We start from the raw sequence: 13837 nt of genomic DNA, 5'->3' as shown, positions 1-13837 counted from the left end.
CATACATCAAAAATCATCGGGAAACTTCACATGCACCACCGCAGTTTTTCCTCGTACTCCGTTACCTCGCTCGCCACTACCCTGGGTTGCACCGCAGCGGTTCTGCTCGCCACCTCATCGCCAGCCTGGGCAGCCACCGATAGCCGCGTGCAGCACTACGAAATTGCCCCGGCGCCACTGGGCGCTGCGCTCAATCAGCTGGGCCAGCAAGCCCATTTGTTGTTGTCGTTCCCCAATGAGTTGATTGCCGGGCAAAACAGCCCTGGCTTGAGTGGCGATTACACGGTCGACGGTGCCTTACAGGCGCTACTTGAGGGCAGCCAACTCCTTGCGGTTCGCCAGCCGGATGGGCGATACACCCTCCAGCGTGCACCGGCCTCTGCCGTCCTGGAGCTTCAGAGCATTTCCATTTCGGGCAAGGCTCCCGGGTCGACTACAGAAGGCACTGGGCTCTATACCACCTATTCATCCAGCAGCTCGACCCGCTTGAACCTGACCCCCAAGGAAACCCCGCAGTCGCTGACCGTCATGACCCGCCAGCGCCTGGATGACCAGCGCCTGACCAATCTCAGCGATACCCTCGATGCCACACCGGGCATCATCGTGCTGCGCGACGGACAGGGTGCCGAATCCGACGGTTACTTCTCCCGGGGCTTCGAGATCCAGAACTTTGAAATCGATGGCGTGCCCACCGTCAAGCGCATGGACAATTACACCCAGAGCATGGCGATGTACGACCGTGTGGAGGTGGTACGCGGTGCTACCGGCCTGATCAGCGGCCTGGGCAGCCCTTCAGCGACGATCAACCTGATCCGCAAGCGTCCGACCGCCGAGGCTCAGGCCAGCGTCAGCGCTGAAGCCGGCAGCTGGGACCGCTACGGTACCGGCGTTGATGTGTCTGGCCCGCTGACCGAAACCGGCAACGTACGCGGTCGCCTGGTCGCCGACTTCAAGACCGAGCAGTCCTGGATCGACCGCTACAAGCAGGACTCGCAACTGATCTACGGCATTACCGAGTTCGACCTGACCGAGGACACCCTGTTGACCATGGGCTTCAGTTATCAACGCACAGACGTCGACTCGCCCATGCGCTCCGGACTGCCGACCCGTTTCACCGACGGCTCTCGCAGCAACCTCAAACGCTCGCTCAATTCGGCACAGACCTGGTCCTACAACGACCATGAACAAACCAGCTTTTTCACCTCGATCGAACAGCAGTTTGCCAATGGCTGGAGCGGGAAGTGAATCGCCCCTGGTTTCGTAGACACCTCCAAGCCTCATAATGAGGCCCAAATAGGAGGTGCCATGAGTCGTCAGCGTTACCCTGAAGAATTCAAGATCGAAGCGGTCAAGCAAGTGACCGAAAAAGGCAAACCTGTCGCCGAGGTCGCCCAGCGCCTGGGCATGTCCGTGCACAGCCTTTACGCTTGGATCAAGGTCTACAGCAAGCCCCAAGAGCAGCGTCAGCACGACGATGATCAGCAGGCCGAACTGCGCAAGCTGCGCGCTGAACTCAAGCGGGTGACGGAAGAGCGAGACATCTTAAAGAAGGCCGCCGCGTACTTTGCCAAGGAGTGCGGCTGAAGTACGCCTTCATCAAGAAGCACTCGATCGATTACCCGGTGCGGCGTCTTTGTCAAACCCTCAAGGTGCATCCCAGCGGCTACTACGCTTGGCTGGCCGAGCCTCAATCTGCCCGAGCCAAAGAAGATCAACGCCTGCTTGGCTTGATCAAGCATGCCTGGTTAGAAAGCGGAGGCGTGTATGGCTATCGCAAGATTCACGATGACCTTCGAGAGCTGGGAGAGATCTGTGGGCGAAATCGAGTCGGTCGCTTGATGCAGGCAGAGGGGCTGCGTTCGCAAACGGGCTATCGCCGTCGTCCTGGGTTTTATGGCGGAAAACCAACAGTGGCATCGCCCAACCATCTGGCCCGGCAGTTCAAGGTCAGTGAGCCGAATAAGGTCTGGGTGACCGATATCACCTACATCCGCACCTATGAAGGGTGGCTGTACCTGGCGGTAGTGTTGGATCTGTTCTCTCGCCAAGTCATTGGTTGGTCAATGAAGCCCAGGATGAGCAGCGACCTGGCCATCGACGCCATGCTGATGGCCGTGTGGCGACGCAAGCCACAGCAGCAAGTGATGATTCACTCAGACCAAGGCAGTCAGTTCAGTAGCTCAGATTGGCAAAGCTTCCTGAAGGCCAACAATGTGATCAGCAGCATGAGCCGACGGGGAAACTGCCACGACAATGCCGTAGCCGAGAGCTTTTTCCAGCTTTTGAAGCGGGAGCGAATCCGACGAAAGATCTACGCAACGCGTGACGAAGCCCGAAGTGATATTTTCGATTACATCGAGATGTTCTATAACCCCAAGCGTCGACACAGCAGTGCTATGCAGCTGTCTCCAGTAGAGTATGAGAAACGCTATTTCCTGAGCTTGGAGAGTGTCTAGGAAACCAGGGGCGATTCACCCCAGCACTTCGCGTTTCTTGTCGGCAATGGCCTTGCCCGCCAAGTCCCACGGCAAATCAGCACCCTGATGCCTCAGCAGAATAGCCTGCAGTTCTTTCAGTTTGAAACCCAACTGCTGCGCGCATTTGATGAACGTCAGCAGCTCGACACTCTGCTGATTGTAAACGCGGTACTGCCCTTGGCGCTTGGGCGGTGGCAGCAGGCCAATCGCTTCATAGTGGCGGATGGTCTTGACCGTGGTGCCCGACAGTTGGGCGGCTTTGCCGATATACATGAATGTCCTTTTCATCAGGGAGCGGGGCATCATTGCATGGCGCCAGCGGTTCGGGAACCACGTAGCCGCAGGTCAGCTGGCGATGCCTCGTGCCTGTTCGAGCCAAGCTCCACGCCGCAGCGCGCTGGAGCCGAGCAGTGGCCCGAACATCAGGGTACGCAGCGTTCTGATACCGCAGAACTGCAACGTGGTCTTGCGCACTTGGTGAAGGCCAGGCATGCGATACACCCAGCGGTAGTACCACGGCGGTGTATCCATCGTCACCAGCAGATGCGCTGTACGACCCTTGAGCAGTTGCTCGGGGAAAGCCTTGCCTGCCCTATACTGAAACGCGAAACCGGGCAGGAACACGCGGTCGAAAAAGCCTTTCATCAGTGCAGGGATACCGCCCCACCAAATGGGGTAGATAAAGACTAGGTGCTCGGCCCAGGTGATGTCGGCCTGGGCCCTGAGCAGATCGGGTTCCAGTGGCTGCGCTTGCCGGTAGCCGCTACGTAGTACCGGGTCAAAGCTCAAGGCATCAAGCCGTAACACCCTGACATCATGGCCGGCACTTCTGGCCGCCTCGACATAGCTCTCGGCCAGCGCTGCGCAGAAACTCTCGCTTGACGGGTGCCCCAGCACCACCAGTACTCGTTTGCTCATCATCACTTCATCCTGAACATGAAGCGTGCAGTGTAAAGCCTGACCATAACGGGAGAGTCAACTGCTCAGGCTGCTCTGGGGCCGTTTCAGTGCGCGGCATCCAGCGGCCAAAGCTAGAAATCCTGCCGTTGGTGAATGGCAGCTATGGCTCGAAAACGACCGCTCGTGAGCTCCCGCTTCCGACTCAAGGCGCACATCGATCCAAGGCCATTTAGTGAGTACCGGCCTCATCGCCTGCATCGTCAACTCAGATCCAGACGTCATTCACCGCAGTTCGCGCCCCTCCTTCATGACCGGTATTCAGAACGCCTCGCGGCTCGATCATCATCAGTTTCGTTTCCGCCTGGGCCGCTGTTCTGTGCGCTACACCACGCGGCACGACATACAGCTCACCCGGCCGCACATACACGCTGCCCTCTGGCAGATCGATACGCAAGGTGCCTGCAAGCACCAGGAACGCTTCATCCGTCTCCGGGTGCGAGTGCCAGATGAATTCCCCTTCAATGCGCACGACCTTGAATTGGTAGTCGTTCATTTCCGCGACCACCCTTGGGCTCCACTGCTGCTCGATCAGTGCAGCCTTCTGAGCCAGGTTCACAGGTTGCGATGCGCGTTGCGGGTGTGAGTCGGTCATGACAGATCCTCTGTAGTTAGAGTGATCAGGCTACCGAATAGAAAGCAGGCGGCTCTTGTACGATCCTGCAAGTCAGCGGGCAGGCCGCAAGCGTTCCAACCAGCGCAGGGGCGGCACGCCGTAGGTGCGAGTGAAATGTCGGGTCATGTGGCTCTGGTCGTGAAAGCCTGCAGCGAGGGCGGCATCGACCAGGGTGAAGCCCTCCAGGATCAGCCTGCGAAAACAGTCCAGGCGTCGTAGCGTGACAAAACGGTATGGGCTGGTGCCGTAAAGGGCTCGGAAGTCCCGTGACAAGCTCCATTGCTCACGCCCGCTGGCCTGCTCGAGCATTTCCAGCGTGATGCCGTGGTCAAGGTGCTCCATGATGAACGCCCTGGCGCGCTCGGCCGAGCGGTAGTCCAGGCGTTTGCGGCCGCGGGGCTTGCCGCCGACTGCAAGCAGTGCCATGGCCAGGTCATAGACGGCGTCCTGCTCCTCCAGTGTTTCCAGCGGATGATCCAGTGCCTGCACGAAGGCCTCGCTGGCGCGATAGAGGCGCGGGTCGCGGGACATTCCGCCGGCAATGAACGGCAACGGTTCGCCGCCGAGCACGCTCTGGATCAGCGAAGGATCGATATAGGCCATCCGGTAGCGAAAGCCGATATCCGTGCCGGCCATGCCGTCATGGAGTTCGTCCGGGTGCAGCACCAGAGTGTTGCCCGGCACGCCGTGGCACAGCGCCCCTTTGTAGTGAAAGCTCTGCACGCCGGCAAGGGTACGGCCTATCGAGTAGGTATCGTGCCGATGGGGGTCGTAGCCATGGCCGCCAAACCACGCCTCAATACGCTCCACGCTGCCAGGCGTGGCACTGCGTATGACCCAATCAGCGCAGGACGGGCTTGCTTTTCGTTCCATGGATAAGCTTGCTGCTAGTGCGCAATGGTGGATGAGGATGGCCCATCCTATTTCAGATTTGCGCGGACACCCAATCCATTTCCGCTGAATGTCCGCTATGGGTCGAAAGCGGTCATCCGGGAACGGCTGCTATCGACCCATAGCGGTCCTGCGCTGAGAGCAGCAAACAGCCAGAGGTGAACCGCCGTAATAGACTCATGCATCTATGAAAGCAACCGAGCGCTTCTGACCGATAGGCACTTATGTTGAGGGACCGCCATGGATTGGATAACGACGGTCATGCTTCAACCGGCGACGCACCGCTTCAGACCTCAGTCTGCTCCGCCATCTCCAAGGCGTCATCGACCTCAATGCCCGCAGGAAAACGCACACACCAGCTATCGAACCTGCACCCAATAATGGCACTATGACACCAATCAGGGAAAGCAGTATCCGGTACACGACGTAACCGAATGTCCTGCGCACAGGAATAAGGGAATATGGCTTCGATTCAGGTGGATGGTGAGGACAAGACCGCAAAGATCAGCGACTGGGCGATTCACTGGAGCGAAAAGTACGAAGCACTGGAACTGACCTGTCATTTCCCCTCCAGTAAAAAATACACCCGCCCGCTCACTAACTGCCGAGTATCACCTTCCCGCGAGTTGAGCAATGTACTGCTGACCAAACCTGGCAGCACGATCGTCAAACCCATCGACAAAGCGGTGATCTACGGCGAGCGATATGCCGTGGTGCACTATCCGGGCGGCACCAGGCCCTATGTCCACAAGATGGACGGCATCGTCTTCACCGCCCCGACCTCGATCAAGGACACGCCGGTCTTCGGTTATTTCACTGCGGTCGCGAGTGCCCGACACGCTCAAGCACAGTCGAAGGCTGATCGTGACATAGCCAGCAATGTCGTAACTCAGCTTGGAAAACTGCCCGCCATCGCCAGCACTGCCTTGCAAGCCTATTGCACCGGGCGCAACGGCACGCTCGCCCCGGGTCAGGGACTCATTTATCCGTTCGGGTTGAACGAAAGCCAGTACCAGGCCGTCGAGCGGGCATTCAGCGCGCAAATCAGCGTGATCGAAGGCCCACCGGGAACCGGCAAGACCCAGACCATCCTCAACATCCTCGCCAATATCCTGTTGCGCGGGCAGACGGTTGCGGTGCTGTCCAACAACAATGCGGCCGTGGCAAACGTCTACGAAAAGCTTGAGAAATGCGGCCTGGGCTACCTGGTCGCAAAGCTTGGCAACAAGGAAAACCGCGAAGCCTTCTTCGACGACATGCCTGCATGGCCCTCCAGCGCACCCGGGCCGGCACCGTCCCTGGAAGAAATCCAGGGCTTGCTTACCCGCCTGAAGCAGCACCTGCACGACCACAACCGGGCGGCACAACTGCAGATCGAACTGGACGAACTGGTCATCGAGCGGCGCTACCTGCAGCAGTGGCAGCTAGAAAACGGTGTGCAGGCCACAGGCTCGTTGGACAAGTACGGGCTGACCCCTCGCAAGACTGCCGACCTCATGGCCTACCTGGCGCATTTGGGCGAGCAGCGCGTGAAGCTCAAGGACCGCATCGAGCTGCTGCTCCAATTCAGAGTCTTTCGCACCAAGCCGTTCGCCGAGGGCGAGACGCGCATGGCCGCATTCCATGCCCTGCAGATGCATTACTACGACAAGTCGCTGCAGGATAAGGAAACCGAGCTGCGGGCGTGCCGTGAATCCTTGGCGCGCGCAAATTTCACGGCGTTGCTCAAAGAGCTGACAACCGCATCAATGCACCATCTGAAGCAGCATCTACAAGGTAAGGTTCCCCCGCGAGACAGCTTCGATGTCAAGACCTACCGCAGGGACTTTGATGCCTTCGTGCAGCGTTTCCCTATCCTGGGCAGCGGCACGCACTCGATCGTCAACTCGATCGCGCCGGGGGCGATCCTCGACTACGTGATCATCGACGAAGCTTCCTTGCAGGACATCGTGCCGGGCATCCTGCCGCTGGGTTGCGCCAAGAATCTGATCGTCGTCGGCGACAACCGCCAGTTGCCGCACATCCCCGTGAAACTGGGGCTGCAGGCGCCGGTCGAGGCCTACGATTGCGAGCACTACAGCCTGCTGGATTCGTGCATTGCCGTGTTCCAGAACGCACTGCCAAGGACGTTGCTGAAGGAGCATTACCGCTGCCACCCCAGGATCATCCAATTCTGCAACCAGCAGTTCTATGACAACGCACTGGTGCCGATGACCGTGGACAACGGCGAGGAGCCCCTGCGCCTGGTGGTGACCGCCAAGGGAAACCACGCACGCAAGAACACCAACCTTCGGGAGCTGGATTCCTTGCTCAAGGTGCTCGAAGACGAGAGGCAATCTGTTGTAGTGGACGGTGAAGGCCGCGGCTACATCGCCCCGTTCCGGGCACAGGTCAACCTTTGCGACAAGCACCTGCCGGCGGACTTCGTCAAAGACACAGTGCACAAGTTCCAAGGGCGCGAGTGCGACGAGATCGTCTTTTCCACCGTGCTAGACAAGAAGCGCTACAACCAGACGCAAGGACGCCTGGATTTCGTCGACGACCCGCGCATGATCAACGTGGCAGTGTCGCGGGCCAAACATCGTTTCACCCTGGTGACCGGTGACGAGGTGTTCACCGAGAACAATGGCCACATTGCCGCGCTGATCCGCTACATCAGCTATTACGCACAGGACGAGCAGATCGTGCGTGCACCAGTGGTGTCGGCATTCGACTTGTTGTACCACGAGTACGATCAGTCCCTGGAACGCCTGAAGGCCCGACTGCGGCCCGAGGATTCACGCTACAAGTCCGAGCAGATCGTGGCGCAGTTGCTGCGCGAAGCGCTCTTGGCCCCGGCGTGCCATGCGTTGACGTTCCACACGCAAATCCACCTGGATAAGCTCGCATCGCCGAGCAAGCCCGAGTGGACGCAAACCCAGCGGGCGTTCATGAGGCGCGCCAGTTGCGATTTCGTCATCTATTTCAAAGTAGGCAAGACCCCGGTTGGGGTGATCGAGGTCGATGGCGGGTATCACGACCACCCCGTGCAGGCCGCTAGGGACGCCAGGAAGAATGAGATTCTAGCGGCCAGTGGCCTTCCCATTCTGCGGCTGCGGACGGTGGAGAGTGGTATTGAGCGCAGAATTGCCGAGTTTCTGGCGCAGTGGGCCAGGCCTGCTCCGAGTGTCCTGTCTCGGAATTAAGCTGTTCACTGCTGGCGGCGCCTTGGCCGGGCACCCAAGCCACTCGCCAAAAGAGAACGTATTTCCGAGACAGGACACCAGTCTGCTTTGAAGTCCGAAGGCGCAGGTTAATTTTGATTCACCGCGAGGGAGCGCAATTGATCGACAGTACACAACAGCATGCCGTTTCAGAATCGTCGCCTAATCTCACTCGGCGCCATCTACTCCAGGCTGGGATGACCGGGATTGCCGTTAGTGTGCTTTCACCGTGGTCATCATGGGCGGCACCATCGGGCGTCCTGGTGAACGATGTGACGATGCTCAATCCGATTTGGGTCAATCGTTTGCTCGCACCTCGCACCACGCGCGAAATACAGCGGGCGCTCGCGATGTCGTCAGGCCCAGTCAGCATCGGTGGTGGCCGCTATAGCATGGGGGGGCAGATCGCTACCGAAAACAGCCTGCACCTCGATATGCGTCAGTTTAATCAGGTGATCCGATATTCGCCTGAGAGCAGAGTCATACGCGTGCAAACAGGGATGCGTTGGCGTGACCTGCAGTCGGTCATAGACCCGGACGATCTCTCGATAAAAATCATGCAGAGTTATGCCAACTTCACCGTCGGCGGTTCGCTGTCAGTCAATGCTCATGGACGCTATGTCGGCGCAGGTCCGGTCATCAACTCGGTGCGTTCGCTGCAACTGGTGCTTGCGGACGGTTCGGTAGTAGAAGCTTCCCGCAGCGCAAATTCCGACCTGTTCTACGCTGCTATCGGTGGCTATGGTGCAATGGGGGTGATCACTGAGGTCGAGCTGGACCTCGCGTCCAACATCACAATTGAACGTCAGACCCGCCGCATGCCAGTTGCTGATTACCCGCGTTTTTTCAATGACCAAGTCCGCGAGAACGAACAGGCTATCCTGCATAATGCCGATTTGGCCCCCCCTTATTTCGACATGGCTACTTCCGTCACTTGGCGTGCCTCGGACAAAGCGCTGACCGTCGAAGAACGACTGGTGGCACCGGGGCAGTCGTACAAAATCAACCAGACCGTCATGTGGAGTGTGACCAAGCTTCCCGGTGGTCCAATGATTCGCAAGGATGTGGTCGATCCACTGCGCTATCTCAATCAACCGGTCGTACGGCGCAACTACGAGGCCAGTGCGGATGTCGCTTCGCTTGGCCCCATTGCAACCCGAAACAGTACCTATGCGTTGCAAGAATATTTTGTGCCAGTGACACAGTTCAATGCGTTCGTGAAGCAAATGGCCGCCATCCTTCAGACGCACAGCGTTGACGCCGTCAATATCTCCATCCGACACGCTCCGGCCGACCCCGACTCGTTTCTGTCCTGGGCACGCGAAGAAGTCTTTTCATTCGTGCTCTATTATTGGCAGCGCGTCGGGGTGGATGATCGCGAGGCAGTTGGCGTGTGGACACGCGAACTCATCAACGCTGCGCTGTTGCTTGGCGGTACCTACTATCTTCCCTACCAACTGCATGCAACGCAGGAACAGTTTTCAAGGGCCTACCCAAACGCGCGCCGTCTGTTAGCACTCAAAGCGCAAGTCGATCCAGAGGGGCGATTCCGGAACAAGCTCTGGGACAAGTACCAAACGGGATAACCCTTGGCGACTGATGGTTTCGACCTTATCCGTTCAACTGTCTAGAGTAGATTCAGTCTCGGCGTCAAACCTTACCTTTTGGGAGACGCTACCCCATGGACTGGAGAAACGACATGCCGGCTTGTCCCATACCGACTGACGAAACGTTGCGCCAGCGCACCCTCGATGAAATGAATGTGCTGGATACACCGGCTGAGCATTACCTCGATACGCTGGTGCGGCTCACTCAAGAAGTGGCGCACGTGGATACTGTGCTGATCAGCCTGATTGATCACGATCGGCAATGGTTCAAGGCCAGGATCGGGCTAGACGTAAACGAGACTCCGCGCAATGTGTCCTTCTGCGGCTACGCCATTCTGGGTGAGGACACCCTGCTGGTGGCCGACGCCGAGTGCGATTCTCGATTCGCCGACAATCCGCTGGTACTTGGCGCACCCTACATCCGCTTCTACGCCGGTCACCCCTTGCGTGCCGGAAACGGCAAAGCGATCGGAACGCTATGCATGTTCGACCCTCGCCCACGCCTGCTAAGTGAGGCCCAGCAGGCCAACTTCAGAGACTTGGCCACGCTCGCGGAGGGTTATCTGCAACTGCGCAGCATGATACAGGCCAACCACGACTTACGCGTTGAAATGGACCGTGAGCAACGCAAGGCTTTGCTTGATCCGCTAACACAGCTATGGAACCGCGGCGCGTTGGCCGCCTTCCAGGATCGTGAACGCCGTTTGGCAAAAGAGAAAGATCTGCATTTGGGTACTCTGTATGCGGACCTTGACCACTTCAAGTCTGTAAACGACAAGTACGGTCATGCTGACGGTGACCAGGTGCTTTGCGAGTGTGCGCGTCGTCTGCGAGCTGCCCTTCGCCCGGAGGATTTGCTGGTACGCCAGGGCGGTGAGGAGTTCGTCGCATTGCTGCGGGTAAAGGACCGTGACGAGCTGGTGCGGATCGCGGAGCGCGTGCGCCTGATCGTTGGCAGCAGACCGATGCAACTCTCCAGCGGTCCGCTGAGGGTGAGTCTCAGTGTGGGATGTACTTTGGTCGCCGATAGCGAGCAGATCGATGATGCACTACGGCGCGCCGACAGCGCACTTTATGCAGCCAAACAGGGAGGGCGCGACCAAGTTGTCTATGCACCGCCGATCTTGTGAGAATCCAAGGCGGAACAATTAACAGGCAGCATCAACGCACAGCCTCAAGCGCCTTGCGTACCTCCTGAGCGACCAGCGCTTCAATACGTCCCTCATTTGAGGCCGTCGAAAATACCGCGCAACACGCGACGGCCTCCCCAACCGCGCATCGATAGACCGCCACCACACTGCCGGGGCCACACCCGGTATGCCCGGCCAGCGTCAAGCCGCCCTCGATCGTCCCGCGCATCAGGCCCAGGGCATACCCAGGCGCAATCCACGGTCGGCCAGTCATTGGCCCGCCCAACACCTTTGTTGCCTGCATTTCCTGGAGCAGATCGGCCGGAAGCAGTGTCCCGGCGAGCAGGCTTTCCAGGAAAAGGGCAGCCTGCGAAACAGGGCCGATCAGCAATCCGTGATAGACCCAGCCAGGGTCGTAGTTCAACGAATGGCCGAGGTAATCCCCGTTCAGATCTGCGCGTTGGGTTGCCAAGCGAACCGCCGAGATACCGAGTGGAGCCAGGACTTGCTGGCTGATCGCATCTTCAAGCGGTAGGCCTGTGGCACGTTCGATAAGCCTGGCGACCAACATGTAGCCCACATTCGAGTAATGCCACCCCGCTCCAGGGTCATAGCGAAGCCGAGCGCCATCCAGGCGCTGCATCATCTCGTCCACGGACCACGCGGCTTCATGATTGGCAACCGCCGCGTGGTACTCGGGAAGCTCGCCATAATCCGCGAGGCCCGCTTCGTGACGCAGTAGCTGACGCAAGGTGCACGTGGTTTCAGGAAGCGCGGCATCCAGGGCGAGTCGTCGGTCGCGCACCAGAGTCAGGGCGGTCGCGGCCAACACCGTCTTGGTGAAACTCCACCATGGCACACAGGGTTCGGCCTGGAGCGATGGCGTAATGAATCGACCGTTGGATAACGTGGAAATCAGCATCGAATACTCAAGCAGTCATGACAGGCCAGTAAGCAAGCGCAGAGGCAAGAACATACCCCATTCCGGCGATGCCAGCCGTCAGTCGGCCTCGGGACAATTACTGGATGGCGTATACCAGGGCACCGCAGAATCGATGTAAACGTGCTTTTGCTTGCGTGGCTGGAACGGTGTATCAAGTGTACCCAGCGCGATCGAGATCCAGCCGGCGAACTCACCTTCGGTTCGTGACCAGAACAACGTCGAGCCACACGCCCCGCAGAACTCGCGTAACACTGTCTGCGAAGAGGCGTAGGCCTTGATGCTGTCGGCCCCACGAAGTAGGCGAAGTGCGCTGCGCGGCACGCTGCCATATGACGCGAATGCAGCCCCGTGCCCTTTGCGGCACTGGCTGCAGTGACAATGACTCACGGCCTTGGGTGGCGTGAGCAGCTCGTAGCTGACCGCTGCGCACAGGCAGCTTCCTTGGTATGCCTCTGTCATATGCCCTTCTGTGCAGGTGAAAAACTTTGAGAGGGATGGCCAAACGCTCTATCCCAGGCCACCCATCGATCCCACTGATGATTACTATCAAGCCGCCCGCCTGTCGAGCTGCAAAATCCACCCCCTATAATCGCCTCCCCGTTTTCCCCTCGCTGCAGCGCCTGTCCCAGGCGACAGTCCCCTATGGAATCCCGCACCATGCCAAGCCCCAATGCGTCCCCCCACAGCCCACCCGAACACAGCCAGCAGAGCGTCCGTCAGCAGTGGCTGGCGATTCTCTCGGTCGCCGTGGGCGCCTTCGCCCTGGTGACCAGCGAGTTCCTGCCGGTGGGCGTGCTCAACGATGTCGCCTCTGATCTTGGCATCAGCGCCGGCCAGGCCGGCCTGATGGTGACCCTGCCCGGCATCATGGCGGCCCTGGCCGCGCCCTTGCTGTCGGTGGGCATCGGCGCCCTCGACCGACGCTACCTGCTGATCGCCCTGACCCTGATCATGATCGTCGCCAACGCGGTGGTGGCCTACGCCACCGACTTCGGCCTGCTGCTGTTCGGCCGGGTGCTGCTAGGCATCAGCATCGGTGGTTTCTGGGCGACCGCGATCGCCCTGAGCGGCCGTCTGGCGCCCAAGGGCGTGGGCGTGGCCCAGGCCACCTCGATCATCATGGTCGGCGTGACGTTGGCCACCGTGCTCGGCGTGCCCGTGGGCACCTGGTTGAGCGGGCTAATGGGCTGGCGCATGACCTTCCTGGTCACCGCACTGGTGGGCGTGCCGGTGCTGCTGGCGCAGGTCCTGCTGCTGCCGCGACTCAACCCGGAGAAGGCCATCCGCATCAGCGACCTGCCGGCGCTGTTTATCAATCCGCAGGCGCGGGTCGGCCTGATCGCGGTGTTGCTGATCGGCCTGGCGCACTTTGCCGCCTACACCTACGTCGCGCCGTTCTTCAAGCACAACGCCGGCTTCGACGGGCCGATGATCGGCTCGCTGTTGCTGCTCTACGGCGTGGCCGGGGTGCTGGGCAATGTCTTCGCCGGTTTCGCCGCCAACCAGAGCGTGCGCTACACCCTGATGCTGGTTGCCTTGCTGATCGGCGTCGGCACCGCGCTGTTCCCCTACTTCGCCACCAGCCTCACCGGCGCGGCGATGCTGATCGCGCTCTGGGGCTTCGCCTTCGGCGCCTTCCCGGCCTGCGCCAGCATCTGGATGTTCGTCGTGGCACCCAAGGATGTGGAACGCGGCATGCCGCTGTTCGTCGCCATGTTCCAGGTGATCATCGCCCTGGGCTCGTTCTTCGGTGGGCGGATCGTCGACCAGATGGGCAGCGCGGTGCTGTTCAGCCTGGCCACGGCGCTGGTGGGCTGCGGCTTTGTCACGGTGCTGGTGCTGGGACGCAGCGTCAGCAATCGCCTGGCGGCCCAACCTTACTGAAATACCGATGTCGCGTGTGAGCGGGCCGGCGGTGTCCGCCCCACGTTTTATCAACTCTTTACACCGACGAGCCGCGAACCGGCAGCAACTTGATACGCAACTCAATTTCCTTGGCCGCATCTGCGGCGT

The 13837-nt window shown here is 59.6% G+C and carries 10 protein-coding genes and 2 pseudogenes; 6 read left to right on the top strand and 6 right to left on the bottom strand.

Annotation, left to right across the window (positions count from 1 at the left end; translation table 11 throughout):
* Positions 1-30: 30 nt before the first annotated feature.
* Positions 31-1242, top strand: a pseudogene (locus AC25M7_RS15130) (TonB-dependent siderophore receptor); the annotation flags it as partial.
* Positions 1243-1305: 63 nt separating this feature from the next.
* Positions 1306-2456 (top strand): IS3 family transposase gene (locus AC25M7_RS15125; RefSeq protein ID WP_486971204.1). Its coding sequence is split into 2 segments (ribosomal slippage): positions 1306-1540 and positions 1540-2456, totalling 1152 coding nucleotides; the frame shifts between segments, so codons are not numbered across the junction.
* Positions 2457-2474: 18 nt separating this feature from the next.
* Here the strand turns inward: AC25M7_RS15125 and AC25M7_RS15120 are convergent.
* From AC25M7_RS15120 to AC25M7_RS15105, 4 genes and pseudogenes are all read right to left on the bottom strand, one after another.
* A pseudogene (locus AC25M7_RS15120) lies at positions 2475-2750 on the bottom strand (MerR family transcriptional regulator); the annotation flags it as partial.
* Between the two features lie 72 nt (positions 2751-2822).
* Positions 2823-3398: an NAD(P)H-dependent oxidoreductase gene (locus AC25M7_RS15115; protein ID WP_062360377.1), complete on the bottom strand. Its 576-nt coding sequence runs from the start codon at positions 3396-3398 to the stop codon at positions 2823-2825.
* Between the two features lie 244 nt (positions 3399-3642).
* Positions 3643-4029 (bottom strand): cupin domain-containing protein, encoded by a 387-nt coding sequence (locus AC25M7_RS15110; protein WP_241411646.1) that lies wholly within the window; start codon positions 4027-4029, stop codon positions 3643-3645.
* A gap of 72 nt (positions 4030-4101) precedes the next feature.
* Positions 4102-4923, bottom strand: coding sequence for an AraC family transcriptional regulator (locus AC25M7_RS15105; protein WP_486971203.1), 822 nt, complete (start codon positions 4921-4923; stop codon positions 4102-4104).
* A 479-nt stretch (positions 4924-5402) separates the two neighbouring features.
* On the opposite strand from AC25M7_RS15105, the gene AC25M7_RS15100 reads away from it, so the two are divergent.
* The 3 genes from AC25M7_RS15100 to AC25M7_RS15090 all read left to right on the top strand — a co-directional run bounded on the left by AC25M7_RS15100 (position 5403) and on the right by AC25M7_RS15090 (position 10881).
* On the top strand, positions 5403-8126 hold the full coding sequence (locus tag AC25M7_RS15100) for an AAA domain-containing protein (protein ID WP_486971202.1): 2724 nt from the start codon (positions 5403-5405) through the stop codon (positions 8124-8126).
* 296 nt (positions 8127-8422) lie between these two features.
* A complete protein-coding gene (locus tag AC25M7_RS15095; protein ID WP_232108794.1) occupies positions 8423-9730 on the top strand; it encodes an FAD-binding oxidoreductase in 1308 nt (435 codons plus the stop codon).
* A 113-nt stretch (positions 9731-9843) separates the two neighbouring features.
* Positions 9844-10881: a GGDEF domain-containing protein gene (locus tag AC25M7_RS15090; protein ID WP_486971244.1), complete on the top strand. Its 1038-nt coding sequence runs from the start codon at positions 9844-9846 to the stop codon at positions 10879-10881.
* A gap of 31 nt (positions 10882-10912) precedes the next feature.
* Here AC25M7_RS15090 and AC25M7_RS15085 read toward each other — a convergent pair whose 3' ends face one another.
* Positions 10913-11803, bottom strand: coding sequence for a serine hydrolase domain-containing protein (locus tag AC25M7_RS15085; protein WP_486971201.1), 891 nt, complete (start codon positions 11801-11803; stop codon positions 10913-10915).
* Between the two features lie 78 nt (positions 11804-11881).
* Complete coding sequence (locus AC25M7_RS15080; protein ID WP_081791567.1) at positions 11882-12283, bottom strand: GFA family protein; 402 nt, start codon at positions 12281-12283, stop codon at positions 11882-11884.
* A gap of 198 nt (positions 12284-12481) precedes the next feature.
* Here AC25M7_RS15080 and AC25M7_RS15075 point away from each other — a divergent pair, with 198 nt between their 5' ends.
* Positions 12482-13708 (top strand): MFS transporter, encoded by a 1227-nt coding sequence (locus AC25M7_RS15075; protein ID WP_486971200.1) that lies wholly within the window; start codon positions 12482-12484, stop codon positions 13706-13708.
* Positions 13709-13837 lie beyond the last annotated feature (129 nt).

It is taken from the genome of Pseudomonas sp. P106(2024) (genome assembly GCF_057480815.1).
The sequence above is the reverse complement of the archived record's forward strand: the minus strand, read 5'-3'. Positions and strand labels throughout refer to the sequence as shown.